The organism is Aristaeella lactis, from assembly GCF_018118585.1.
Taxonomy (GTDB): domain Bacteria; phylum Bacillota; class Clostridia; order Christensenellales; family Aristaeellaceae; genus Aristaeella; species Aristaeella lactis.
In genome coordinates this window covers 3,236,866-3,260,729 of record NZ_CP069421.1, presented here as the reverse complement: position 1 = coordinate 3,260,729, position 23,864 = coordinate 3,236,866, and the positions used below count along the sequence as shown (strand labels likewise).

Annotated in this window: 24 protein-coding genes and 1 pseudogene; 16 read left to right on the top strand and 9 right to left on the bottom strand. The window is 54.1% G+C overall.

Annotated features, from left to right (window positions below):
• Positions 1-19: 19 nt before the first annotated feature.
• On the bottom strand, positions 20-1,639 hold the full coding sequence (locus JYE50_RS14645; protein ID WP_084095724.1) for a glycoside hydrolase family 9 protein: 1,620 nt from the start codon (positions 1,637-1,639) through the stop codon (positions 20-22).
• Positions 1,640-1,904: 265 nt separating this feature from the next.
• Here JYE50_RS14645 and JYE50_RS14640 point away from each other — a divergent pair, with 265 nt between their 5' ends.
• The 7 genes from JYE50_RS14640 (at position 1,905) to JYE50_RS14610 (ending at position 8,754) form a co-directional block, all read left to right on the top strand.
• Complete coding sequence (locus tag JYE50_RS14640; protein WP_084095723.1) at positions 1,905-3,626, top strand: ammonium transporter; 1,722 nt, start codon at positions 1,905-1,907, stop codon at positions 3,624-3,626.
• A 152-nt stretch (positions 3,627-3,778) separates the two neighbouring features.
• A complete protein-coding gene (locus JYE50_RS14635; RefSeq protein WP_084095722.1) occupies positions 3,779-4,114 on the top strand; it encodes a winged helix-turn-helix transcriptional regulator in 336 nt (111 codons plus the stop codon).
• On the top strand, positions 4,111-4,890 hold the full coding sequence (locus tag JYE50_RS14630) for a protein-ADP-ribose hydrolase (protein ID WP_084095721.1): 780 nt from the start codon (positions 4,111-4,113) through the stop codon (positions 4,888-4,890). The genes JYE50_RS14635 and JYE50_RS14630 overlap by 4 nt, the downstream gene beginning before the upstream one ends.
• A 126-nt stretch (positions 4,891-5,016) precedes the next feature.
• The gene (locus JYE50_RS14625; RefSeq protein WP_084095720.1) at positions 5,017-5,358 is read left to right on the top strand and encodes a hypothetical protein; all 342 of its coding nucleotides are present in this window, start codon (positions 5,017-5,019) and stop codon (positions 5,356-5,358) included.
• 66 nt (positions 5,359-5,424) lie between these two features.
• Positions 5,425-6,309: an SIR2 family NAD-dependent protein deacylase gene (locus tag JYE50_RS14620; protein WP_283399196.1), complete on the top strand. Its 885-nt coding sequence runs from the start codon at positions 5,425-5,427 to the stop codon at positions 6,307-6,309.
• Positions 6,306-7,250, top strand: a complete 945-nt coding sequence (locus JYE50_RS14615) for a DUF1848 domain-containing protein (RefSeq protein ID WP_084095718.1) — start codon at positions 6,306-6,308, stop codon at positions 7,248-7,250. The genes JYE50_RS14620 and JYE50_RS14615 overlap by 4 nt, the downstream gene beginning before the upstream one ends.
• Before the next feature lie 181 nt (positions 7,251-7,431).
• Positions 7,432-8,754 carry a cation:proton antiporter gene (locus tag JYE50_RS14610; protein WP_283399195.1) on the top strand — a complete coding sequence of 441 codons (1,323 nt, stop codon included), beginning with the start codon at positions 7,432-7,434 and terminating at the stop codon, positions 8,752-8,754.
• Between the two features lie 190 nt (positions 8,755-8,944).
• On the opposite strand, the gene JYE50_RS14605 is transcribed toward JYE50_RS14610, so the two are convergent.
• Positions 8,945-9,823, bottom strand: a complete 879-nt coding sequence (locus tag JYE50_RS14605) for a LysR family transcriptional regulator (RefSeq protein ID WP_084095717.1) — start codon at positions 9,821-9,823, stop codon at positions 8,945-8,947.
• A gap of 121 nt (positions 9,824-9,944) precedes the next feature.
• Between JYE50_RS14605 and JYE50_RS14600 the strand changes: the two genes are divergently transcribed.
• From JYE50_RS14600 to JYE50_RS14580, 6 genes and pseudogenes are all read left to right on the top strand, one after another.
• The gene (locus JYE50_RS14600) at positions 9,945-10,157 is read left to right on the top strand and encodes a hypothetical protein (RefSeq protein WP_143763602.1); all 213 of its coding nucleotides are present in this window, start codon (positions 9,945-9,947) and stop codon (positions 10,155-10,157) included.
• Positions 10,158-10,291: 134 nt separating this feature from the next.
• The gene (locus tag JYE50_RS14595; RefSeq protein WP_143763622.1) at positions 10,292-11,281 is read left to right on the top strand and encodes an alpha/beta hydrolase; all 990 of its coding nucleotides are present in this window, start codon (positions 10,292-10,294) and stop codon (positions 11,279-11,281) included.
• Positions 11,278-11,820: a flavodoxin family protein gene (locus tag JYE50_RS14590; RefSeq protein WP_084095714.1), complete on the top strand. Its 543-nt coding sequence runs from the start codon at positions 11,278-11,280 to the stop codon at positions 11,818-11,820. Before JYE50_RS14595 ends, JYE50_RS14590 begins: the two co-directional genes overlap by 4 nt.
• Entirely contained in the window at positions 11,795-13,096 is a 1,302-nt protein-coding gene (locus JYE50_RS14585; RefSeq protein ID WP_179138312.1) for an aldo/keto reductase, read from the top strand. The genes JYE50_RS14590 and JYE50_RS14585 overlap by 26 nt, the downstream gene beginning before the upstream one ends.
• A gap of 263 nt (positions 13,097-13,359) precedes the next feature.
• Positions 13,360-13,554 (top strand): annotated as a pseudogene (locus JYE50_RS15540) (MerR family transcriptional regulator); the annotation flags it as partial.
• 60 nt (positions 13,555-13,614) lie between these two features.
• Positions 13,615-14,220 (top strand): hypothetical protein, encoded by a 606-nt coding sequence (locus JYE50_RS14580; protein WP_283399194.1) that lies wholly within the window; start codon positions 13,615-13,617, stop codon positions 14,218-14,220.
• A gap of 139 nt (positions 14,221-14,359) precedes the next feature.
• Here the strand turns inward: JYE50_RS14580 and JYE50_RS14575 are convergent, their stop codons facing one another.
• The 6 genes from JYE50_RS14575 to JYE50_RS14550 all read right to left on the bottom strand — a co-directional run bounded on the left by JYE50_RS14575 (position 14,360) and on the right by JYE50_RS14550 (position 18,892).
• Positions 14,360-14,983, bottom strand: a complete 624-nt coding sequence (locus tag JYE50_RS14575) for a hypothetical protein (RefSeq protein WP_084095712.1) — start codon at positions 14,981-14,983, stop codon at positions 14,360-14,362.
• Positions 14,984-15,030: 47 nt separating this feature from the next.
• Positions 15,031-15,729, bottom strand: coding sequence for a flavodoxin family protein (locus JYE50_RS14570; RefSeq protein WP_084095711.1), 699 nt, complete (start codon positions 15,727-15,729; stop codon positions 15,031-15,033).
• A gap of 16 nt (positions 15,730-15,745) precedes the next feature.
• Entirely contained in the window at positions 15,746-16,381 is a 636-nt protein-coding gene (locus JYE50_RS14565) for a TetR/AcrR family transcriptional regulator (protein WP_084095710.1), read from the bottom strand.
• 115 nt (positions 16,382-16,496) lie between these two features.
• A complete protein-coding gene (locus tag JYE50_RS14560) occupies positions 16,497-16,871 on the bottom strand; it encodes a DUF3795 domain-containing protein (RefSeq protein WP_084095709.1) in 375 nt (124 codons plus the stop codon).
• Positions 16,872-16,997: 126 nt separating this feature from the next.
• Positions 16,998-18,221, bottom strand: a complete 1,224-nt coding sequence (locus JYE50_RS14555; protein WP_084095708.1) for a sensor histidine kinase — start codon at positions 18,219-18,221, stop codon at positions 16,998-17,000.
• On the bottom strand, positions 18,218-18,892 hold the full coding sequence (locus JYE50_RS14550) for a response regulator transcription factor (RefSeq protein WP_084095707.1): 675 nt from the start codon (positions 18,890-18,892) through the stop codon (positions 18,218-18,220). The genes JYE50_RS14555 and JYE50_RS14550 overlap by 4 nt, the downstream gene beginning before the upstream one ends.
• Before the next feature lie 228 nt (positions 18,893-19,120).
• Between JYE50_RS14550 and purF the strand changes: the two genes are divergently transcribed.
• Positions 19,121-20,536, top strand: a complete 1,416-nt coding sequence (gene purF / locus JYE50_RS14545) for an amidophosphoribosyltransferase (RefSeq protein WP_084095706.1) — start codon at positions 19,121-19,123, stop codon at positions 20,534-20,536.
• A 68-nt stretch (positions 20,537-20,604) separates the two neighbouring features.
• Here the strand turns inward: purF and JYE50_RS14540 are convergent, their stop codons facing one another.
• Positions 20,605-21,405 (bottom strand): alpha/beta hydrolase, encoded by an 801-nt coding sequence (locus tag JYE50_RS14540; RefSeq protein WP_084095705.1) that lies wholly within the window; start codon positions 21,403-21,405, stop codon positions 20,605-20,607.
• Positions 21,406-21,888: 483 nt separating this feature from the next.
• Between JYE50_RS14540 and JYE50_RS14535 the strand changes: the two genes are divergently transcribed.
• Positions 21,889-22,839 carry an ABC transporter substrate-binding protein gene (locus tag JYE50_RS14535; RefSeq protein WP_084095704.1) on the top strand — a complete coding sequence of 317 codons (951 nt, stop codon included), beginning with the start codon at positions 21,889-21,891 and terminating at the stop codon, positions 22,837-22,839.
• Positions 22,840-22,924: 85 nt separating this feature from the next.
• Positions 22,925-23,863 (top strand): ABC transporter permease, encoded by a 939-nt coding sequence (locus tag JYE50_RS14530; protein ID WP_436197987.1) that lies wholly within the window; start codon positions 22,925-22,927, stop codon positions 23,861-23,863.
• Position 23,864 lies beyond the last annotated feature (1 nt).

Here is a 23,864-nt window from a genome sequence, read left to right as displayed (position 1 = left end):
GCATATCGTTTTCTCAGGATCACTCAGTAAAAGTCCGGTTGAAATATGCGCCTACAAAGATTGCCGGTGAATTCCAGTAGATGGCGATCTCGTTGGTATCCGCGGAGAAGGTTTCCTCCACAAAATATTTGGCCGGCGGTGTATTTTCTCCCAGCTTCTCCTTTGTCTGCGGGAAGCACATCTTGTTATTGGGGCCGCCGGAGATCAGTCCCGGCACCGGATCCTCAATCCCGTCAGCGTCTGACGGCCTGTGATGGGGATGCATAACCCGGTTTTCACCGAAACCTGTTACGAAGCAGATATCCAGGGCATTCATGCCCAGGGCGTAGTTCCACTGCTTCAGCGCCGCGTCCCGCATCTCCTGCCGTCCGGTCAGCAGCGCGTTCATGATCATTGCCATCGCGTTGCTCATGATCGGCAGTATACTTCCCCACGCATAATTGTCCCAGGCCAGTGCCGTACCGTATCCGGAAGCCTGTGACAGCTTCAGGGCTTCCTCGCTCTGTCCGAGGAAATCCTCCTTCAGTTTTGTGTACAGTATCTCTCCCGCTTTTTCACCCAGCTCAAACAGGCAGCACAGGGCCCCCAGACCGCCTACGTCCGCCCATCCGAAATGCGTCAGCTGCTGTCCTTCACCGTACAGTTCTTCCGCTGCCTTCCGGTATTCTTCCTCTCCGGTGGCAGCCAGCATCTCACAGGCCGCCCAGAAGCGGTCATCCTTGTCCGTTTTTTCACAATACCAGCCGGTATATACTCCTTCCGGATTCAGGAAGGGTTTGTATTCCGTATTGTTCCGAAGCCATTTCCAGGCCTCTTGGGCGGATTGCAGAGTCCTTTCGGCGAATTCCCTGTCAAAAGCCCTGTACACCCGGGAAGCCAGTGCCAGACAGGCGCAGGCCGCCGCCGTGGGAGCGGGGTTCACAGGCATCAGGTATTCCGGCTCTTTATCATCCTGGGGCATAATGAACGGTGCGAACCGCATCTTGGTCAGTTTATGGTGGAAAGCGCCGTCAGAGCGCTGCATCTGCAGTATCCATTCCAGCTCATACCGGGCTTCGTTCAGGATGTCCGGCACACCGTTGCCGCTTTCCGGAATATTCAGGTTATCCGGGCACCCTTCCGGAAACAGCTTCCAGGCATACAGAAGATGCGCCACGGTCACGGCTCCGGGGCCCACATATTTGCCATAGTCACCCGCGTCATGCCAGCCTCCGGTAATCCGGCGCTGTATGCTGCGGTCCTCCCAGTCTGTTGCCGGCGCCGTATGGCAGGCCGGATGAGTGTAAGCCCCCGCATGTTCCGGTTTCAGTTCACACCCGCACCGCTGGTAATACAGGCCCTTGATCAGTGCGCCGGTAACAGCGTTCCACGGTCTCGCGCTTACGGTCAGCGTACGGTTTCCCTCAGGACTTTCAAGTATATAGGTGCCCGCTTTCAGCCGGCCCAGGTTTGCTACCGTCACCCGGTCATCCGATGCCTCATCCAGCTTCAGCGGCTCGGCCTCGAACGGCAGGTTTTTTCCTGTTTCATCCTTCAGTTCCACGAGGCCTTTCGTCAGGATGGCGGCATACACAGGCAGTCCCTCCGCGTAGCCCTCCTGGTTGACACGGATCACAGGACCTTCATAAAAATCAAACATCAGCTATCCTGTTCCTTTCTGGAATAATCTGCCGGTTTTTGCGTACTTTGATCTGGTATTTCTATTTTAAACCATGAAGCAGGGGCTAAGTCAAGCCTGCAGGCCGAAAAGCATCATTCTTGTTTTTTGATTGTATCACAGCTTGACAAACAGCCGTATCCGGAATAAAATCCGTGCATCCCAATGAGGCGCGAGGGTGTGCTGAACACCCCCGCGCCTCTTTTTGTATTCATTTGGGAAAAACATTGAAACGGAAGTGAATGGTATGACATTCTCGGCAGCCAACACAATCTGGGTGCTCCTGGGAGCAGCACTGGTCTTCTTTATGCAGGCCGGCTTCGCAATGTGTGAAGCAGGCTTTACCCGCGCCAAAAACACAGGTAATATCCTGATGAAGAATCTGATGGACTTCTGCATCGGCACCCCCCTGTACTGGCTGTTCGGTTACGGCATTATGTTCGGTGCCGGCACCGCGCTGTTCGGCTGGATCGATCCTTTCATCATGAAGGATTACAGCCATATTCTCCCGGCGGGCGTTCCGCTCTGGGCTTACGCGATCTTCCAGACAGTCTTCTGCGCCACCTCCGCCACCATCGTTTCCGGTGCCATGGCTGAGCGGACTAAATTCTCCGCTTACTGCATCTACTCCGCAGCGATCTCGCTCTTCATCTATCCGGTTTCCGGTCACTGGATCTGGGGCGGCGGCTGGCTGGCTGAAATGGGCTTCCATGATTTTGCCGGTTCCACCGCGGTTCACATGGTCGGCGGTGTATGTGCCCTGATCGGTGCAAAGATCCTCGGGCCCCGCGTTGGCAAATACGGCAAGGACGGGAAGCCCCGGGCCATCCTCGGACATAACCTGTCCATCGCTGCCCTGGGTGTGTTCATCCTCTGGTTCTGCTGGTTCGGTTTCAACGGTGCTTCCACCGTGGGTATGGACAGTGATGAACTGATCGGAAGCGCGTCCCTGGTGTTCTTCAATACCAACCTGGCCGCGGCTGTCGCGACCCTGACCACCATGATCTTTACCTGGCTCCGCTATGGTAAGCCCGATGTCTCCATGACCTTCAACGCGGCTCTGGCCGGCCTGGTCGGCATCACAGCAGGCTGCGATGCGGTGAATCCCTTCGGTGCAGCGCTCATCGGCCTTGCCTGCGGCTTCGTGATCGTCTTCGCTGTGGAATTCTTCGATAAGGTTGTGAAAATCGATGACCCGGTCGGTGCGATCTCCGTCCACGGCGTCTGCGGTTCCCTCGGTACCATCCTGACCGGCTTATTCGCCACTGGCGTTTCCACTCCCAAGGGTGTCTTCTACGGCGGCGGATTCAGCTTCTTCGGTGTACAGGTGCTCGGCGTCCTGGCTACCATCGCCTGGACCGCGTCCGTCATCACTGTTGTTTTCCTGATCATCAAAAAGGCCATCGGCCTGCGGGCGGATGCAGCGGACGAAGTCATGGGCCTCGACCGCAGCGAACATGGCCTGCTCACCGCTTATTCCGGATTTGCCATTCTGCCTGAAGAAGGCTATGATGCCGGCGCTGTGATCCCCGCTCCCGCTGTCGCTGCGGCTCCCGTTACCGAAGCCGTTCCTGTGGCCGCAAAGAAAGCGGAAAAGGCCGAAGGCGCGCCGACTTATACCCGCGTACAGATCATCTGCCGTCCGGCCAGCCTGGAAAGCCTGAAGAAGGCCATGAACGGTATTGGCATCACCGGTATGACCGTCACCAACGTCATGGGCTACGGCGCGCAGAAGGGCAAGCCCGAGTACTACCGTGGTACTCCGGTGGAAGTCACTCTGCTCCCCAAGGTCCAGGTGGATATCGTTGTCAGCAAGGTCCCTGTCAGCGAAGTTATCGAAACCGCCCGTGGTGTCCTGTATACCGGCCACATCGGCGATGGCAAGATCTTCGTGCAGGATGTTGAGAATGTGGTTCGTGTCCGGACCGGTGAAGAGGGCTATGATGCTCTCCAGTCCGAAGATGAATAATCCTCCCCCTTATTCCGAAGGTCCCGGGAACGTCTGTTCCCGGGACCTTACTATTTCCTCAGTTTTGTCATATACTTGATGCTTCCCGTATTACATGCTAATATGAATGTGACATGCAAAACAGCATATTATATTCCCCTGGAGGTATGCACATGCTGACAAAATCTGAACTGCCGGACTGTCCGGTGGCCACCACCCTGCAGCTCATCGGAAACAAATGGAAAATGCTGATCCTTCGCAATCTGATGACTCGTCCGTGGAGATTCAACGAGATGCTCCGTTCCATTCCCGGAATCAGTCAGAAAGTACTGACAGACAACCTTCGTGCTTTGGAAAACGATGAGATCATCACCAGGACGGTTTTCCCCGAGGTGCCGCCCAGGGTGGAATACGCGCTGAGCGATCTGGGAGAATCCATGCGTCCGATTATCAAAGCCATGGAAGTCTGGGGAACCGGATACCAGCGACTGGTGCGTGAAAGCAAATGAATCAGAACGAAAGACGCCGCTGGCTGATCCACCGTCTGCTGGAAGAAATGCCGCAGTATCAGTATCCGGTATTTCCGTATACCGCTGATCGACAGTGGCGGCTGCTTCGCAGCCTGATGAATGTCCGTCCGCCGATGCCGGTCTCCGGTGAGTTCCTGCAGGTTCAGGACGCCTTCCTGAAAGAAATGACAGAAAGAAAGGGCATTGTGGATGCCGTCAGCCTGCCGCCATGTACCATGGATCACCGGCTTGTCCTCTGGCAGGGCGATATCACGACCCTGCAGTGTGACGCTGTCGTCAACGCTGCGAACAGCCGGATGCTGGGATGCTTTTCTCCATGCCACGGATGCATTGACAACATCATCCACACCATGAGCGGCGTGCAGCTGCGCCTGGCCTGTAACGGGATCATGCAGAAACAGGGGCATGAGGAGCCCACCGGACAGGCGAAGATCACTCCCGGTTTCAACCTGCCTGCGAAGTATGTGCTGCATACGGTCGGCCCGATCATTGACGATGAAGTCACCCCGGAAGCCGAATCGCTGCTGGCATCCTGCTACCTTTCCTGCCTTGAACTGGCAGAACAACACAATCTGCATTCCGTCGCTTTCTGCTGCATCTCCACCGGTGTTTTCCGTTTTCCGCCCGATCTTGCGGCAGAGATCGCCATCCGGACTGTAAAGGAGTTCCTGCAGAAAGAAACCGGTATTCAGCGCGTAATTTTCAATGTCTTCAAAGACAGTGATCTGGAGATCTATCAGAGACTGCTGAAGTGAGAAAAGCCCGGTTACCAAAAGGTGCCTATGTAATAAAAAAGTGCGTACTTGTTTTGCCTTCTCCTCTGTTTTATGCTTCACCTGCCGGCGGAAAAGCCGGAAAGAAGCTCAAAGGAGTGAAAGCAGATGAAAAAGCAGAAGAACTGGGCGTATGGCGTGAGTATCAATGGTGTCGGTACCATTTTTTATGGCAGGGTGTATTTTGCCGGGGAGCGTATTGTGAATCCCCTGACCGCCGCACCGTATACGAAGGACGAAATCGCCGCCATTCAAAAAGGCGCTGACGGAAATGCGGAAGGTTATACTTTCGACCTGCCGGACGATGCTGTCCTGGGTATGAACGGCTTCTGGTATGATGCTGTCAATGCGGCCGCGGTCACAAGCCACGCCGATCCGCTGGTGCAGGGAAAGGACGGAGTGTTTGCAACCGCTGACGGCAGGAAAGTCGCCCTGCCGATTGCAAAGTAAAAACAGCTTTCCGGATACCCCGGCGGAATTATTCCACCGGGGTGTTTATCGGTAATGGAGAATATCATGGACGAAAAAGTATTGTTGTTGAAAGAAAAGATCGATCAGGCGGATGCTGTGATCATCGGTGCGGGGGCCGGGTTGTCCACGGCTGCCGGATTTGTGTATTCCGGTGAGCGTTTCGACAGGTATTTCAGTGATTTCAGCCGGAAGTACGGCTTCCGGGATATGTATACAGGCGGCTTTTTTCCATATAATACGCAGGAAGAATTCTGGGCTTACTGGAGCCGGTATATCTGGATCAATCGGTACATGGATGCGCCGAAATCCACCTACAGCGATCTGTTTCAGGCGGTGAAGGGCAAGGATTATTTCGTCCTGACCACCAACGTGGACCATTGCTTCCAGAAAGCCGGCTTTGAAAAAAAGCGGCTGTTCTATACCCAGGGGGATTACGGTCTGTTCCAGTGCACAAAACCCTGCTGCCGGAAGACATGGGAAAATGAAAGCATGATCCGGAGCATGATCCTGGCCCAGGGATATTCCATCGGTGCGCATAACGAACTGATCATTCCGGAAGGTACTGAAGCAAAAATGAGCATTCCGGCTGAACTGCTGCCGAAATGTCCCAACTGCGGACGTCCCCTGACCATGAATCTTCGTTCAGACAGCAGGTTCGTAGAGGACGAAGGCTGGCAGGCCGCCGCTGTGGAATATGAGATCTGGCTGACAAAACATCGGAGCCGGAAGGTTGTTTTCCTGGAGATCGGCGTAGGCTATAACACCCCGGGGATTATTAAATACAACTTCTGGCAGCAGGTGTATCAGAACAAAAACGCGATTTATGCCTGCCTGAACATGGAAGAGGAACGGGTTCCGGATGAGATCCGTGATCAATCCATTCTCATCAGCGGGGATTCCGCGGAAATCATCAAAGGGTTGGTATCATGATCATCAACACAGGAATGCGCACAGATATCCCGGCCTTCTATTCTGACTGGTTGGTGAACCGGCTGAAGGCCGGGTTTGTGCTGGTCCGCAATCCATACAATCCCCGTTCGGTCACCCGATACAAACTTTCACCGGATGTCGTGGATCTGATCGGCTTCTGCACGAAGAATCCGGCACCGATGCTTCCGCATATGGACCTGCTCCGTCCCTATGGGCAATACTGGTTTGTGACAATTACGCCATACGGGAAAGAGATCGAACCGCACGTTCCGGACAAACGGAATGTACTGGAGAGTTTCAAACGCCTGTCTGATACAGTTGGCGTGGACAGCATGGGATGGCGGTATGATCCGGTCTTCATCAGCGATAAGTATCCGGTTGAACGTCACTTCAAAGCATTTGAGTATATGGCCAAAGCGCTGTCCGGATATACGCGGACAGCAGTGATCAGCTTTATCGACCTGTATGAGAAAACAAGGCGTAATTTTCCGGAGGCCAGGCAGGTCACCGCGGAGCAGCGGCTCCTGCTGGGAAAGACGTTTATTGAGATCGGGAAAGCATACGGTATGACGATCCGTCCCTGCGGAGAGGGAAACGACCTTGCAGCTTTCGGTGCGGACTGCAGCGGATGCATGACAATCGCCGCCTATGAGCAGGCGCTCCATCAGCGGCTGAAGGTCCCCAAAACAGCGCCGGCCCGGAAGGAATGTGCCTGTTATCTGGGCGGAGATATAGGAGCATACAACACCTGCGGCCATCTGTGCCGGTACTGTTATGCGAATTATGACGCTGATACCGTCAGGAGAAACATGACCCTGCACGACCCGGAATCCCCGTTGCTGATCGGGCATTTACAGCCGGAAGATCAGGTGCATGAAGCCATGCAGGAAAGCTGGATCGATTCCCAGATATGCATGGATTTACCGTTTTCATTCTCTTGACAACCCTGTTTGCAGGATTATAATAGGTGCCGAACAAAGGAACAGCGATCCAACAAACCACCGTCCCTGTGCTCGATGAGACTTCACCATCGGATGGGCGGCCGATCGCTGATCAGACAGAACGGCGTCACGGCTCATCATGGATACATGGTGAGCCTTTTCATATGAAAGGATGCGATCAATGCCTATGCAAACACTTCTGCTGATTGCGATTGCCCTTTTCTCCGGATTGCTGATGACCCGTCTGTTTGATAAATTCCATCTCCCTGACGTTACCGCCTACCTGGTGACCGGCGTGCTGATCGGCCCCTGTGTCCTGGGACGGCTGGGAATTCCGTGCGTGGGTTTCAATACCTTTGAGCAGGTGGATTCCCTTTCGATGATCTCGGATGTTGCCCTGGGCTTCATTGCCTTCGCCATCGGCCATGAGTTTCGCCTTTCAGCCCTGAAGCAGACGGGCAAACAGGCTACGGTGATCGGCATCATCCAGGCCTGCTTTGCCACCCTGTGCGTGGACGCGGCGCTGATTGCCCTGCACTTTATCATGCCGGACCTCCTGCCTATGCCCGTAGCTGTAACCCTGGGCGCAATCGCTGCGGCCACCGCCCCGGCCGCCACCCTGATGGTAGTCCGCCAGTACAAAGCCAAAGGACCGGTGACGGATGTGCTGCTGCCGGTGGTTGCCCTGGATGACGCGGTAGGCCTGGTCATCTTTGCCATTTCCTTCGGCATCGCGCAGTCCCTGAAAAACGGAGATACCGATATCGCTGCCCTGATCCTGGAACCGCTCATGGAGGTACTCCTGTCTCTCGCCTTCGGCGGACTGGTAGGCCTGGTGCTGACCTGGCTGGAGCGCTTTTTCCATTCCCACCGGAACCGGAACGCCCTCATTGTCGGCAGCGTCATCCTGACGGTTGCCGTCAGCCAGCTGAAGATCCCGGTGGGTTCCTTCACCTTCGGTTTTTCCTCCCTGCTGGTCTGTATGATGCTGGGCACGGTGTTCTGCAATTTCTGCCCTCTCAGCGAGGACCTGATGCTGCAGGCGGACCGCTGGTCCGGCCCGGCTGTTACCCTGTTCTTTGTGCTCAGCGGCGCGGCACTGAAGTTTCAGGTCTTCGGTGATCCCGCCGTACTCCTGGTCGGCGTGGTATATATCATTGCCCGGTCGCTTGGTAAATACCTGGGTGCCGGCCTGTCCTCCTCCATGGTTCACAGTCCCGAACCTGTCCGGAAATACCTGGGCATCACGCTGCTGCCCCAGGCCGGCGTGGCCCTGGGTATGTGCGCCACAGCCTACCGGGTGCTGGGCGGAACCGACGGCACGCTGGTCCGGAATATTGTTCTTTTCTCCGTGCTGGTCTATGAACTGGTGGGACCGAGCCTGACCAAGTGGGCCCTGACCAGAGCCGGGGATATCCGGAGAATGCCGGATGAGGTTGCTTCCCGCCGGACAAAAGAAGTGCAGGAGGCTGCCAAACCGGTGCCTGCCGCCTTCCGGAAATAATCTGCCCGGACTGCAAAAAGCCGCCTTTCTTTCGGAAGGCGGTTTTTTGACGGAACTGTTTACACGCCGAAGAGGGGCGTGGAATAATGGTGCCCGGCAGTGTCGGAAATCACGGTTTTCCCGCGTTCCGGTCTTTTACCATGTTTTCCGCGTCCGTAACCACGCAGGTGCCTGCACCTTTACAAGGATATTATGATGTGAAACTTGTTTGCAGGTGTTTTAGAAACCGTTCTGCGATCGGCGAAAGCGTCTGGTACTTTTTCCAGACCAGATACAGTTTGTTTTCAAGTGTTGGCGTGAGAGGACGAAAAACCAGTCCGGAATCGGGCGACGTATCGATCAGACGTTCAAAAGTCAGCAGATAGCCCAGTCCCTCCATCGCAAACAAGGACCCGTTGTATGATAACCGGAAGGATCCCTCCAGCCGCAGCTCCTGCATCCTGTCTCCGCACCATCTGGGAAGATCGTTCTTCCAGCTTTGTTCCGAGCAGAACAGGGGCAGGTCGATCAAGTCATCCACTGTGATGGCTTTTTTCTCTGCCAGGGGATTATCTGCCGGAAAAACCAGGCCCCATATATCCGTCCGGGGAAAGATCAGTGCTTCATATCTGGCTCTGTCCGGTTCTTCCACCAGCACAGCAAAGTCCAGCAGCCCTTTGTCCAGCTTTTCAGTTACCTGCTCCGTATCCCCGCTGGTAATGTGATACCGCAGTGCCGGATATTGCGTCCGGAATTCGCGGATAGCCCGGGCAAGAAGCCTGATCTGATAGGATTCCGCCAATCCCAGATAAATATCCCCGCCCTTGATATCATCCAGCGTCACAAATTCCTGTGCGATCTTATCCGCCATACCGACCAGATCCTCCGCCCGGTTGCGCAGCAGTACGCCTTCCTCCGTCAGCCGGATGCTAAAGCTGTGGCGTGTAAAAAGCTTTTCCCCGAGCTCATCTTCCAGTGCTTTCAGCGTCTTGGACAGGGTAGGCTGGGTGACATGCAGCTGCTCCGCAGCCCGTGTCATATTCTCCTCCCGCGCGACAGCAAGAAAATAGCGCAGCATTCTGATCTCCATAATCCCCTCCATGATATGCCAAAATAGAATATCTTGATATTCATTATAACCATTAGCATGAGATCCAGCAAGCTGTTATCATATGATTGTGCCAGGAGACAGAACCGGGGTGGTGAAAGCAATGCAGGCAGAAACTGCAAAACAGTGCATGGCTGATATCGGGCTGAACAGGGAAAATGCAGATTTCGTGGCAGCACTTCTGGAAGCCAATCGCAGGGATGAAGCCAGGAAAAAGCTCAGGGTGCTCCGCTGTGAGCTGATGGACGAGCTGCACAGCTGCCAAAGGAAGATTGATCAGTTGGACTGGCTGATCCGTGAGACGGAAAAACGGTGACTGATCAAACGGAAGGAAAACAGCGCAATGGAACGATACAGGAATCCCCATATCGGGCTTGACGAAATCACAAAGGCCAGCCGGCAATCATGAAAACCATTTGTGATATACAGATTAAGGAGAATAAAACCATGATGAAAACAGAAACGCTGCATCTGACCCGGGAATGGGACAAAACATTCGCTGAAAGCGACAAGGTGGATCATTGCAAGGTGACCTTTGTGAACCGCTATGGCATCACGCTGGCAGCGGACATGTATGTACCCAAAGTTAAAGAACGAAGGCTCCCGGCGATCGCTGTCTGCGGTCCCTTCGGTGCAGTCAAGGAACAGTGCTCCGGGCTGTATGCACAGACTATGGCGGAGCGCGGTTTTCTGACCATCGCCTTCGATCCCTCCTTCACCGGGGAAAGCGGCGGACAGCCCCGGTACATGGCTTCTCCCGACATTAACACGGAAGATTTTCAGGCAGCGGTGGATTTCCTGTCCGTACAGGAAAATGTGGATCCGGATCGTATCGGCATCATCGGCATCTGCGGCTGGGGCGGTCTTGCCCTGAATACGGCAGCCATTGATACCCGCGTAAAGGCCACCGCCGCCATGACCATGTATGATATGAGCCGTGTGAATGCCAACGGGTATTTTGACTCTCTGGATGAGGATGCCCGGTATGCTGCCCGGGAAGCTCTGAACGCCCAGCGCGTCATTGATTATCGCAACGGATTCTATGAACTGGGCGGCGGCGTGGTGGACCCATTGCCGGAGGACGCGCCGTTCTTTGTAAAAGATTACCACGCCTATTACAAAACGCCCCGCGGTTATCATCCCCGCAGTCTCAACTCCAACGGCGGCTGGAATAAGATCGGCACCATGTCCTTCATGAACATGCCGCAGCTCAGCTACACCCATGAAATTCGCAGCGCTGTGCTGATCGTTCATGGTGAAAAAGCCCACTCCTGCTATTTCAGCCGGGATGCCTTTGCCGCCATGATAAAGGACAGCAAATACGCCGATAACAAGGAACTGATGATCATTCCCGGCGCAGTGCATACCGACCTCTATGACCGGGCGGATGTCATTCCCTTTGATAAGCTGGAACGTTTCTTTAAGGAGTATTTGAAATGAGCCGTATTCTTATCATTACAACCAGTCTTCGCGCAAAGAGCAATTCGGACATCCTTGCCGAACAGATGGCCGCCGGGGCAAGGGACGCGGGGCATCAGGTGGAATGTATCAGCCTGAAGGGGAAAACGATCGGATTCTGCCGGGGTTGTCTGGCTTGCCAGAAAACACAAAAGTGCGTGCAGAATGACGACGCCGCTGCGATCGCTGAAAAAGCGATAAATGCAGACACATTGGTTTTTGTAACGCCCATCTATTACTATGAGATGAGCGGACAGATGAAAACGCTGCTTGACCGTCTCAATCCCCTGTACTCGGCAGACTATCGGTTCCGGAAAGTATACATGCTTTCAGTCGCAGCAGAAGATGAAGCGTTTGTCCCTGAAAAAGCCGTTAGCGGCCTGCAAGGCTGGGTCGACTGCTTTGAGAAGGCAGGTTTTGCCGGATCACTGTTCTGCGGCGGAATCAACAGCCCGGCGGAAGCGTCCGGCAGAAATGAGGAGCAGCATGAAGCGTATGAGTTTGGTCAGAAGCTGCAGTAAGGGTGCGGCGCTGCTTTTGTGTATCTTCGCAATATTCAGTGCGGTCATGGCATCGGGTATCCCGGCAGCAGAAGCGGAGGGAAAAAAACTGAAGGAAGAATTGCTTTTATCCATTGACGGTGTTCAGGTTGAAGTGGACTGGGAAGAAAACGAATCCGTAGCAGCGCTCCGGGAGTTGGTCGCCTTAAACCCGCTTACGATTCAAATGTCCATGTACGGCGGATTCGAGCAGGTTGGCCCGTTGGGAACCGGCCTTCCCCGCCAGGATGTGCAGACTCATACGAATTATGGTGATATCGTTCTCTATTCGGGCGATCAGCTCGTAGTTTTCCACGGTTCCAATTCCTGGGCATATACACGGCTGGGACATATCCGTGATCTGAGCCAGGCTGAACTGAAAGAAATGCTCGGTCAGCATGATGTGACGATCACACTGGCACTGTCCGTTGAAAAAGAATATACAATTCCGGATGTGACGCTGAACAGCGGTTATTCCATGCCCGTCATCGGCCTGGGCACATGGACGCTTTCCGATGATCAGGCGGAAGCCTCCGTTTATGCTGCCCTGAAGACCGGTATGCGGCTGATTGACACCGCCCGGTATTATGGAAATGAAACAGGCGTCGGGCGCGGCATCCGCAGGGCGATCGATGACGGCATCGTCACCCGGAAGGAAATCTTCGTCACCAGCAAGATCATGCCCGGCGACTATGATCATGCGGCGCAGGGCATCAATAACTCTCTTCGGGATCTTGGCCTGGATTACGTGGACCTGATGCTGATCCACCAGCCCGGATGGAACGATGAAGCGGTTTACCGCGCTATGGAACAGGCGGTGCGGGATGGCAAGGTGCGTTCCATCGGCATCTCCAATTATTATACACCGGAGGCCGTGGATAAAATCCTGTCCTTTGCTGTGATCATGCCTGCTGTGATCCAGAATGAAAACCATCTGTATTATCAGAATAAGACGCTGCAGGAGTATGTACAGCAATACGGGATCGCGGTGGAATCCTGGTATCCATTCGGCGGCAGAGGCCATACCCGTGAACACTTCGCCAATGAAACCATCGTGCGGATCGCCGCCGCGCACGAAAAAACACCGGCGCAGGTCATTCTTCGCTGGCAGATTCAGGATGGGTATATCACAATCCCCGGTTCTTCCGATCCCGATCATATTGCAGAGAATTATAACGTATTCGATTTTGAACTGACCGATCAGGAAATGATGGAAATCAGAGATCTTGACCGGCAGGCACGTTATGAAAGCTGGTAAAAACCGGAGTGAATAATGTAAAGCCCGCAATCCGGCCCGAAAGAACCGGACTGCGGGCATTTACCATGTTTCCGCGTCCGTAACCATATGGGCATCGTCATATCCCTTTGGATATTGTTTGCATTTCCTCCGTGGAACGGAAAATGAAAGATGGATATGAAGCGGAAATCAGCATTTACAGGCAGGGTATTTAATCCGGATAAACTTTTCAAAAACATCTTGACTGTACCCTTAGGGGGCAGTGTATGGTTTAAGCGGAGGTGATGCTTGTGTATATCCATGAAGCCGCTGAACTCGCAGGAACAACGAAGAAAGCGATTGAATACTATTGTCAGAAAGGTTTATTAAACCCAACGTTCACAGAGAATGGATACAGGGATTTCACCGAGGAAGATGTTGTCTGTCTGAAAAAAATAACTCTTTTGCGAAACCTGGGGGTTTCTGTCGAAGAAACCCGGGAAATCCTCAGTGGAAATGACAGCTCTGTGTTTCAGAGGATCATTCAGGAGCAGGAGGATGTGCTTCAGAGAAAAAAAGCACAGAACGAACTTCTGAAGGAGCTTGCCGCATCCCTGAACTGGACCGCAGTGGGGCTCAAGGCAGCTGCCGCCGGAAGCAGGCAGTCTGTCACAGAGAGACTGACAAGCGCTTTTCCGGGGTTCTGGGGAAAGTATCTGTCACTGCATTTCGGCCGGTTTCTGCTGGATCCTGTCCGGACAGAAGATCAGGAAAATGCCCTGCATGAGATCTGTGAATACCTCGATGGCGTTCAATTCGAAATTCCGGAAGAGCTTGAAAACGAGCTCGATGAAATGAACAGCAGCAGTGGCTGTATCGTACAGTGCAAAGCTGACGAAGCGCTGGCTGAGGCCGTGAATGATCCTGAAGGCTGGCTGAAAAACAACAAAGAGATCATTGATCAGTATATCGAATTACAGAAAACAAATGAGTACCGTAACTCACCGGGGATAAAGCTTATGGAACTGCTGAAAGAATTCAATCGGGACAAAGGATACAATGCAGTCTTCATTCCGGCCATGAGAAGGCTCAGTCCCGCATATGATGAGTACATGATTAAGCTTCAGAAAGCCGATCAGATTTTCAGGAGTCAATATCAGTCCTGAGCAAATGCCGGTTCTGTTGGGTTGACTGGAAATCTCTGTCAAACGCGCCGTCATCCCCCGGCTGCTGCCGAAGATGAATCATTCTGTCTCTTGTTTCAAAAGCCCCGGAAACATCATGTTCCGGGGCTTTATGATTTCTTCAGCAAGTCTCTTTTTCTTCATCCCGGTCTCTGAAATGCTTCCAGGCCAGGATACCGACCGGGATGAAATACAGGCACCAGAACAGCAGGGCAATACTCCCGCCGTTACCGCTTTTTCCGTCTGCCATGGAGGTAAACATACCAGTCATGGGCATAATGAAGCAGCCGGGAAAGAAGACCCCGTGGATGATCAGCAGGCGTTTGAGCCAGTGATCCGTTTTGTTTTCCGCTTTCATGGACAGGCCGATGAAGAACGTGGAAAGTGCCATCATGCCATACCCCAGAAGGTCATAGTTGAACAGCAGGCCGCCCCGATTGTATTGGAGAATCCTGGATGCCTGGTCGTTCAGCGGCTCTGTCAGGACGGTAGTGGTCTGCGCAAAGTATACCAGCAGGATCAGCACCGCATAGACTCCGGCAAGCACCAGCCCGGTATCGGCAGCCGTCTTCCGGTCTTTGCCGCTTTCATGACGCAGTCCCGCCGCCATCATGATATAACCAACGGGCAGAAACATACAGACAAGATAGGACCCGAAGGTGAAATCACAGAGAATGAATACCGCGAAAAGGAAAACGGTGACCGCGACTGTCGCTGCGCCGGTCATGGATACTGTTCTGTTCATAAATACCTCCTGATGACCCGGCAGAACTGCCGGGAAATATTGTCCGATTATTGTTTCCAGGGCCTTTCTTTGGCCAGCCAGCCGTTCGTTTCCCAGTAAGCCCTGTCCGCCTCACCCGAACCGAGATTTGCTTTCTGCATCATCCGCATCAGCAGGAAAAGCCCCTTTGTCCGCAGCCCTGCTTTTACATGTTCTTTTCGTAAAACCTTCCCGGCAATCCGCGAGATGTCTTTTTCTATTTTCTGTTTTTTCCGGCTTCTGATTCCATCCCAGCTCATCGCCTGGACGCAGATCCCATAGGTCCATATACGCGGAATACCCCAGTAAAACAAAGCGTTTGCCACAGATTTGGCAGCCTTTTTTGCCCCTTTTCCCGCGGCTGTTGATATGACAACAGCCTTTTTGCTGAACATGCATTTTCTCGGCCTGTGAGACATCCAGTAATTGAAGGTCAGGTCCATAAAGCTTTTCATCTGCGCCGATTCCCTCAGGCAGTAGGTGGGTGTTGTAAAGATCAGGAGATCAGCGGATTCAACCTCGCGCATGATCCTGATCTTTTCCTCATAAAACGGGCATTTTGTCACATCTTCCACGCAGGCGTAGCACCCGGTGCAGAAATGATTCAGATCCCCGGGAAGGAAAAACTCCGCAATGGTTCCCTCCGGGCTTGTTTTTTCGGCAACCATCCTGCCGATATGATAAGTGCTTCCTTTATGGTTCTGGCCATGAATCAGGACAATTTTCATGCGGAATATCTCTCCTTTATCGTTTTTCCTTTTCATCTGCGTTTCGTCCGTACAGCCTGTTGAACTGACGGATATGTTTTTCAAGGATTTCAACTGCCTCCGTTTCACGGGTGGGATCCCGGTCGCAGGACGTCAGGAGCATATAAATCGGGGCATAAAAGTGCAGTGTCATGATCTCCGCGTTCTCCGTATGAAGAACGCCTTCCTGAACCATCAGCTTCAGGAGCATGCCCTGGTAGGACAGTGGATCGTCCACATAATGCTTCATATACGCTTCCGACAGTTCTTTGTCATGGTACGCCGCCATCGAAAGCATTTTCCGGAATCTTCTGGCATAGTCATCATGCAGAAAAAACAGGAGCAGATCCTTTCCGAGCCTGATCAGCTGATCTTCGGAAAGATTCTTATAGATCGCCGCGTCCCGGGCGGCGTCATTCCCCTGGATGTGCAGCATACCGGCCTGCTTCAGGAAGCTATTGTTCATTTCCTGGATAAGCGCGTCAAAAATGGCCTGCTTGCTTTCAAAGTGTTTATACAGGGAAGGGGCTTTGATTCCGACCCGTTCAGCAATTTCACTGACAAAGACATTGGCATAGCCTTTATCGGAGAAAAGCGTCAGCGCCGCATCCAGGATCCTGCTTTTCGTGTCCATAAATCCTCCTTCATGCATGGCTAATCCGAATTAGCCTTATCATAGGCTAATTTGAATTAGCTGTCAAGGGAAAAAAAGTGACTGCCCGGCAGCAGTCACTTCAGATCACCTTTCTTTATCTTTTCCCTGTCCGGATAAACCGGATCAATTCCTCAACATCGTCAAAATCGTCATAGTCGCCGGTAACCCCCTGCCGGTGATACACAACGCCATTCTTTTCGTTCCGTTCCAGGCAGTCCAGCAGATCCGCTTCTCCGTACCGTTTGACAAACAGCGTAAATCCGTACGGCTTGATCTTCGCGAGCATCTGTTTCCGGCAGTCTTCACCGCATTCATAACAGTGCTTCAGGTTTTTTTCTGCCGAACACTTCCGGTTCTCGCACCAGGAAAACCCGGGACAGTCTCCCGAGTCGCAGCCCCCGCAATGATCATTCTCGCTGCAGATACAGCAGGCCAGACCGCATCTTGCAATTCCAAGTTCTCTTTTCATCTTTTGCTCCTTCTTTCCGTTGTCCGGTTCTATTTTACTCCGGAAAAGCCATGATTGAAAGGCGAACAAAAAAAATATCAGCAAAAGCTCCCGCCTTTACGGCAGGAGCCCCTTTATCTGTCCGGATCACAGTTCCACAGTCACCCGGAAGGTGTGTTCATCGGGATAGTCGATGATCAGTTTCCCATGATGCTTCTCAGCAATCCGTTTGGCCGCTGCCAGACCGATTCCTGATCCGCCGCTCTTCTGGGTCCTGGCACTGTCGCCCCGCACAAAGCGTTCTGTCAGCTTTTCCGGTTTTTCGGCCGGCAGGGTCAGGACAGAATTTGCCAGCACGATCCTTGTCTTTTTCTTTCCGGGCATCACGGACATCCGGATTTCGCCGCCCTCCGGCGTGTACTGCACGGCATTGTCCATCAGCAGACAGAACATCCGCCGGATCAGACTTTCCGCGCCGCTGACTGGTGTAGTTTCCTCCAGTTCGGCTGTGCCGCGGATCTGTTTCTGCTTCATTGAAGGCTGGTACTCCTCCCAGAGTTCCTCCGCCAGCGGGCTCAGTTCCACATCTCCGAATATTTCCTCATTTTTCCCTTCATCCAGCCTTGCCATCATGATCAGGTCCTGCACCAGGTGTTCCATTCTGTTCACCTGTGCCCGGACATTGCCGCTCCACTTGCTTTGGCCTTCCCGCAGTTCCAGTACATCCAGATTAGCCCGGGCAATGGCCACCGGTGTTTTCAGATCATGGCCGGCATCCGTGATAAAGCGGCGCTGTTCTTCTGCGTTCCGGACAAAGATGTCCGCCATCTTACCGGAAACCGGGAACAGAACAATGATCAGAAGAAGAAAGATACCGATACCCACCAGGCCGGCTGCCTTCAGGAAATCAGACAGCGAATGCAGCTGCGAATAAAGGTCTACCAGCACAGCCATGCCGGAACCGTCCTCATTCACCCGGATGCCGAACTTGTAGGATCCTGTTTTCCCTCTTTCAATGCCCTTCCCGAAAGCATTTCTGACATACTCCAGCACGCTGTCATCCAGGCTGTCCGTGCCTCCGGGCCTTTCCTGTATTTCCATTTCACCGTCCGGTGAAAACAGGATCTTGTAATCATGGAAGGAAGTATTCCGTCTGCCCGGATTATACCCGAACATAGCCGGAGGCGTGTCCTGTATGTATCGGGATCCGTCCTCCTCCCGGGGAACAAGCTTTGAAGCAATAAAGCTGTCCGAATTCCTTTCAAGCCGGTAATAACTTAAAAGCAGGATTCCGGCTACAGCGATCACCAGCACGATCAGGAAGGAAAGGATCGCGCTGAACATGATCCGGTTACGGTAATACTTTTTCATGCCGTTTCCTCCAGCGCGTATCCAACGCCGCGCTTTGACCGGATCTCAACATGGGCGCCAAGGGATTCCATTTTTTTCCGAAGCCCCGATATATGAACCCACACCGTTCCGTACTCCACTTCCGCGTCCATGCCCCATACCCGGTCCAGCAGGGTATCCGCGGAAAAATACACATGAGGATTCCGCATAAACAGTTCGATCAGGTGGTATTCCCGGTTGCTCAGCGGGCAGGATTTCGTTCCGACGCGAAGGGCGCAGCTGCTTTTATCCAGCGTCAGGTCTCCCAGCGCAGTGTGTTCCCCCTGGTAGTTCTGTCCGCGGCGGGTCAGTGCGTCTATCCGCACCCGCAGCTCCTCCAGGGCAAAGGGTTTGGTCAGGTAGTCATCGCTTCCGCTTTCAAAGCCTGCCACCTTGTCGCGGATTTCACTTTTGGCAGTCAGCAGCAGAACCGGCGTTGTGTTTCCTTCCCTGCGAAGCGTACGCAGCACCGTCAGCCCGTCCGTTCCCGGCATCATGATATCCAGGATAAAGACATCATGACTGGCCGCACGGGCCATTTCCAGGGCATCCGTTCCGTTGTTCGCCCAGTCCACCTCATAGTGGTGGTATTCCAGATAGGCGATTATCGCCTCGGCCATCGCCTCTTCGTCTTCCGCAAGAAGAAGCCGCATCCGCATCACCCCCTTGAATCCATTATACACAGGAAAACCGTCGTGGGAACACAATGATATTCTATTCCGCCAACCTTAAGCCATTCTTATGTACTTTATGCTGTAAAAGAACAGTTCTTCTCATTGACAGGAGGAAGCAGCTGATGTACAATCCGCATATCAAAAGGACAAAGGTGTCCTTCAGCTTGTGCTGAAGGACGCCTTATCTTTTTTCGGAGGGTTTGCTTCATGCATGAGGAATGCGGTGTCTTCGGTATCTGGTCCCCCGTAAAAAGAGCCGTTCCCCGGGATGTGTATCTGGGCCTGTATGCCCTGCAGCATCGGGGTCAGGAAAGCTGCGGCATTGTGGTTTCCTGTGACGGCGTATTCCATCATTACAAGGGTGACGGCCTGGTGGGCGAAGTTTTCGACCGGCGGAGTCTCGATCACCTGGGAGAAGGAAACATTGCCGTCGGACACGTCCGTTATTCCACCACCGGCGGAAAAAACCACAATAATATCCAGCCCATCGTCATCAGCCATATGAAGGGCAACATGGCCCTCTGCCATAACGGCAACCTGGTGAATGCCCGGTCCCTCCGGGCAAAGCATGAACTGAACGGCGGGATCTTTCACGGTACCGCGGATACAGAAACCATTGTCTATACCATAGTTTCCGAACGGCTGAAAGTAACCGCCACGGAAGAAGCCATTTTCCGGACCATGCAGCAGCTTCAGGGCGCCTATTCCTGCACCCTGATGACCGCCACCAAGCTGATCGCTTTCCGGGATCCAAACGGGTTTCGTCCCCTCTGCTACGGCCGGCTGCCGGACGGCGCGTATGTCGTTTCCTCTGAATCCTGTGCGCTGGACGCTGTCGGGGCAAAACTGATCCGGGATATTGATCCCGGGGAGATCGTTGTTTTCGGAAAGGAAGGCGTTGTTTCGGACCGTCGTCTCTGTGGAAAGGCCCCTTCCCTGTGCGTCTTTGAATACATCTATTTTGCCCGGCCTGACTCTGTCATCGAGGCCACCCCGGTCCACCAGGCGCGGCTGCGGGCAGGCTGTTTCCTGGCAAAAGAGAATCCCGTGGAAGCAGACGTCGTCATCGGCGTTCCAGATTCCGGCATTGACGCCGCCCTGGGCTATTCCCGCGAAAGCGGAATTCCCTACGGCGTCGGCTTCCTGAAAAACAAATATATCGGCCGCAGTTTCATTGCGCCGAGCCAGGATATGCGGGAAACCGCCGTCCGGATCAAGCTGAATGTCATTGCGGAAACCGTCCGGGATAAGCGGGTGATCCTGATCGATGACTCCATCGTCCGGGGCACCACCAGTGAGCGAATTGTCCACCTCCTGCGGGACGCCGGGGCAAAGGAAGTCCATATGCGCATTTCTTCCCCGCCCTTCCGTTACCCCTGCTTCTTCGGAACGGATGTGGATTCCCGGGAAAACCTGATCGCCTGCCGCCTGAACTCCGTGGAGGAGATCGCGAAAGAGATCGGTGCTGACTCCCTGGCATACCTGTCCGTGGACGCGGCGCACCGCCTGGCCGGGGATGAAGGCTGCACCTTCTGCGACGGCTGCTTCACCGGAAAATATCCGATTGATATCCCGGAAGGCCAGGGCAAGAGCAAGTTCGAGCAGCCTATCCGGGAGGAATAAAAAAAGACGGCCCCGCCGTCTTTTTTATTTCTCCCGCACTCTTAACTCTTCACTCTTCAGTTTCCATTTTATAACTTAAGGTATTTTTCCGCCGCTTTGAGCAGCTTCCGCCTGGCTTCCTTCGCGTTCTTCGTCCATCGCATGGTGTCAAAGCCATGGATATTGCCGTGGTAAATGTCCATATGGGCTTCCACTCCGGCGTCCTTCAGGTTCTGTATATAGGCAACCGTCTCAGTCAGGAAAGGCTCTTCGTCTTCCACAAAGGTATAGCAGGGCGGCAGCCCGGCATAGTTGGTCTCCTTCGCGGGTGAGGCATAAGGCGGTACCTCGTCCGTTCCGTACAGATCACCCAGGTATTTGCGCCACGCCCAGTGGTTGCGGCGTGTACCCCAGCCGTGGGAATGGCTGTGCCGGGAGGATTCTGTATCATCGCAGTCCAGCATCGGATACAGCGGAAGCTGGAAGGATACCGGGATTTCTCCCTCGTCCCTGGCCAGGAGGCAGACCGCCGCGGCCAGTCCGCCGCCGGCGCTTTCCCCGCCGACCACGATCCGGTTCCGGTCCACGCCCAGCTCATCCGCATGGCTGTACAGGTATTCCAGCGCCGCGTAGCAATCTTCCAGTGCTGCGGGGTATGGATTGCGGAGTGCCCTGCGGTATTCCGGGGCGATCAACACCGTTCCGAAGTGCTTCGCCAGTGTGCTGCCCGCAGTGATATAAACCATGGAGGCCATTCCGGTCACATATCCGCCGCCGTGAAGCCAGAGAATGCCGGGAACAGGTCCCTCCTGTTTTTCCGGGCGCAGGATAAGGATTTTCATCCTGCCGGCAGGGCTGTCAATCCGGCGAATGCTGCTTCTCAGTTTCATGTTTCGGCCTCCGTATTACCCTCTTCTTTCCGGGCATTGGAATGATTATACCAGAATCTTCCAGAATTGAACATGTCTGTTATTTTGTCTGTGTTCTCAGTCTGTTTTTTCATCATCATTTGCCTTGACAGGGTACACCTCCGATTTTATAATACCGCAAAAGCGATGATCAAGGCGAGTAGCCGGATCATGGCGGTGTCCAGAGAGCCCCGCGCCTGCTGAAAGCGGGGAGACCGCCGGTCGGTGAAATTCCCCTTGTATGCTTCCCGTTGAAACCTCATTGGCAAGTAGGCGGTGACGGAATGCGGCCGTTATCTTCCGCAGGGCGGATGCTAGTCTGCCTCAGAGGCCGCAATGGCGCGGTGAACCAAGGTGGTACCACGATGATAAATCGTCCTTCGGAAGGGTCCGAGGGCTTTTTTATTTCAATTTTTCCTTCCCTTTGGGAAGAAAGATAGACTTGATTATCAAGGAGGTTTTCCCATGAAGAAGCTTGTATCCCTGCTCATGGTTCTGTCCCTGCTCCTGGGCGTATGCGCCTGCGCGTCCGCCGAAGAAAAGACCTACAACATCGGTATCCTGCAGCTGATCCAGCATCCCGCGCTGGACCAGGCTACCCAGGGCTTCAAGGATGCCCTGACCGAAAAACTGGGCGACAAGGTTGTCTTTGATGAAGGCAATGCTTCCGGCGACTCCAACAACTGCGCCCAGATCGCTGGCCAGCTGGTTTCCAAGCAGGTCGACCTGATCATGGCCAACGCGACCCCCGCCATGCTCGCCTGCGCCACCGCCACCGCCGATATCCCGGTGCTGGCCACATCCATCACCAACTATGAATCCGCCATGGAGATTGAACTGACCGCGGAAGGCGCTACCGGATTCAACGTTTCCGGCACCAGCGACCTGGCTCCCCTGGACGGCCAGGCGGACATGATCAAAGAACTGTTCCCGGAAGCGAAGACCGTCGGCCTGCTCTACTGCAACGCTGAACCCAACTCCATCTTCCAGATCAAGACCATCGAAGGCTTCCTGGCTGACCTGGGTTATGAGTGCAAGCGCTACGGCTTCAACGATTCCAACGACCTGGCTTCCGTTGTGCAGACCGCGACCGAGTGCGATGTGATCTACATCCCCACCGACAACACCGCCGCGGGCAACACCGAAGCAATCGCCAACGTGGTCATCCCCGCCGGTGTACCGGTCGTTGCCGGTGAAGAAGGCATCTGTGCCGGCTGCGGCGTGGCTACCCTGACTATCAGCTACTATGACATCGGCTACAAGACCGGTGAAATGGCTTACGACATTCTCGTGAACGGTGCCGACATTGCGGCCATGCCCATTGCCTATGCCCCGAAGTTCACCAAGAAGTACAACGCCGTCAACGCGGCTGAACTGGGCGTCACCATTCCCGCCGAATATCTGCCCATCGAGTAATCAACACAGCAGCCATACCCTGACCCCTTCTTTGTTACGAAGAAGGGGTTAAGGTGGTTTTTACAGCAGGAGGAAAACCTTGAATATCGCGCAATTGCTCAACCAGCTTCCCGGTGCCGTTGCCCAGGGTCTTATCTGGGGCATCATGGCCATCGGGGTATACATCACTTTCCGGATCCTGGACATCGCCGACCTGACGGTGGACGGTTCCTTTGCCACCGGCGGCGCCGTTGCGGCCATCCTGATCACCAATGGTGTGAATCCCTGGCTGGCCACGCTGATCGCCCTGGTGGTCGGCCTGCTTGCCGGTGCGGTCACAGGTGTGTTCCATACGTCCATGGGCATCCCGGCCATCCTGGCCGGTATCCTGACACAGCTGGCCCTGTATTCCGTCAACCTGCGGATCCAGGGCATCGGAACCGACCTGGGTTCCCGCGCCAATGTTCCCCTGAGCATCAACAAATACAAGAACATGCTGGTATCTCTGCGGAATGTCGGCAGGTTCGCGCTGAATAACCCCATCTGGCTGATACTGCTGATTACGGTTGTCCTGATCGGCATCATGTACTGGTTCTTCGGCACCGAATACGGCTGCAGTCTCCGTGCCGTCGGTTCCAACCAGCAGATGGCCCGTGCCCAGGGCATCAACACCGGCACCGGTAAGGTCATCGGCCTGATGATCAGCAACGGCCTCGTAGCCTTCTCCGGCGCCCTCATGGCCCAGTATCAGGGCTTTGCGGACGTGCAGATGGGCCGCGGTGCCATCGTGATTGGCCTGGCCGCGGTAATCATCGGCGAAGTGATCTTCGGCAAGCTGTTCCGGAACTTTGCCCTGAAGCTGCTGGCTGTTTCCTTCGGCGCCATCATCTACTACCTGGTCATCCAGGTGGTGCTGTGGCTGGGACTCAGCACGGACGACCTGAAGCTGCTCACAGCGCTGGTCGTGGCTGTCTTCCTGGCCATGCCTTACTGGAAGAATAAGATCATTACCCGGAAACTGAAGGGAGGCAAACATCATGGCTGAA

Excerpts from the sequence above, each read along its gene's own strand:
- JYE50_RS14565 (WP_084095710.1), bottom strand. The coding sequence starts at position 16,381 with ATGGACACGAAAAGCAGGATCCTGGATGCGGCGCTGACGCTTTTCTCC.
- JYE50_RS14575 (WP_084095712.1), bottom strand. The coding sequence starts at position 14,983 with ATGAACAGAACAGTATCCATGACCGGCGCAGCGACAGTCGCGGTCACC.
- JYE50_RS14635 (WP_084095722.1), top strand. The coding sequence starts at position 3,779 with ATGCTGACAAAATCTGAACTGCCGGACTGTCCGGTGGCCACCACCCTG.
- JYE50_RS14540 (WP_084095705.1), bottom strand. The coding sequence starts at position 21,405 with ATGAAACTGAGAAGCAGCATTCGCCGGATTGACAGCCCTGCCGGCAGG.
- JYE50_RS14605 (WP_084095717.1), bottom strand. The coding sequence starts at position 9,823 with ATGGAGATCAGAATGCTGCGCTATTTTCTTGCTGTCGCGCGGGAGGAG.
- JYE50_RS14615 (WP_084095718.1), top strand. The coding sequence starts at position 6,306 with ATGATCATCAACACAGGAATGCGCACAGATATCCCGGCCTTCTATTCT.
- JYE50_RS14645 (WP_084095724.1), bottom strand. The coding sequence starts at position 1,639 with ATGTTTGATTTTTATGAAGGTCCTGTGATCCGTGTCAACCAGGAGGGC.
- JYE50_RS14625 (WP_084095720.1), top strand. The coding sequence starts at position 5,017 with ATGAAAAAGCAGAAGAACTGGGCGTATGGCGTGAGTATCAATGGTGTC.
- JYE50_RS14630 (WP_084095721.1), top strand. The coding sequence starts at position 4,111 with ATGAATCAGAACGAAAGACGCCGCTGGCTGATCCACCGTCTGCTGGAA.
- JYE50_RS14535 (WP_084095704.1), top strand. The coding sequence starts at position 21,889 with ATGAAGAAGCTTGTATCCCTGCTCATGGTTCTGTCCCTGCTCCTGGGC.
- JYE50_RS14640 (WP_084095723.1), top strand. The coding sequence starts at position 1,905 with ATGACATTCTCGGCAGCCAACACAATCTGGGTGCTCCTGGGAGCAGCA.
- JYE50_RS14595 (WP_143763622.1), top strand. The coding sequence starts at position 10,292 with ATGAAAACAGAAACGCTGCATCTGACCCGGGAATGGGACAAAACATTC.
- JYE50_RS14570 (WP_084095711.1), bottom strand. The coding sequence starts at position 15,729 with ATGAAAATTGTCCTGATTCATGGCCAGAACCATAAAGGAAGCACTTAT.
- JYE50_RS14620 (WP_283399196.1), top strand. The coding sequence starts at position 5,425 with ATGGACGAAAAAGTATTGTTGTTGAAAGAAAAGATCGATCAGGCGGAT.
- JYE50_RS14610 (WP_283399195.1), top strand. The coding sequence starts at position 7,432 with ATGCCTATGCAAACACTTCTGCTGATTGCGATTGCCCTTTTCTCCGGA.
- JYE50_RS14590 (WP_084095714.1), top strand. The coding sequence starts at position 11,278 with ATGAGCCGTATTCTTATCATTACAACCAGTCTTCGCGCAAAGAGCAAT.
- JYE50_RS14555 (WP_084095708.1), bottom strand. The coding sequence starts at position 18,221 with ATGAAAAAGTATTACCGTAACCGGATCATGTTCAGCGCGATCCTTTCC.
- JYE50_RS14560 (WP_084095709.1), bottom strand. The coding sequence starts at position 16,871 with ATGAAAAGAGAACTTGGAATTGCAAGATGCGGTCTGGCCTGCTGTATC.
- JYE50_RS14600 (WP_143763602.1), top strand. The coding sequence starts at position 9,945 with ATGCAGGCAGAAACTGCAAAACAGTGCATGGCTGATATCGGGCTGAAC.
- JYE50_RS14550 (WP_084095707.1), bottom strand. The coding sequence starts at position 18,892 with ATGCGGCTTCTTCTTGCGGAAGACGAAGAGGCGATGGCCGAGGCGATA.
- purF (WP_084095706.1), top strand. The coding sequence starts at position 19,121 with ATGCATGAGGAATGCGGTGTCTTCGGTATCTGGTCCCCCGTAAAAAGA.
- JYE50_RS14585 (WP_179138312.1), top strand. The coding sequence starts at position 11,795 with ATGAGTTTGGTCAGAAGCTGCAGTAAGGGTGCGGCGCTGCTTTTGTGT.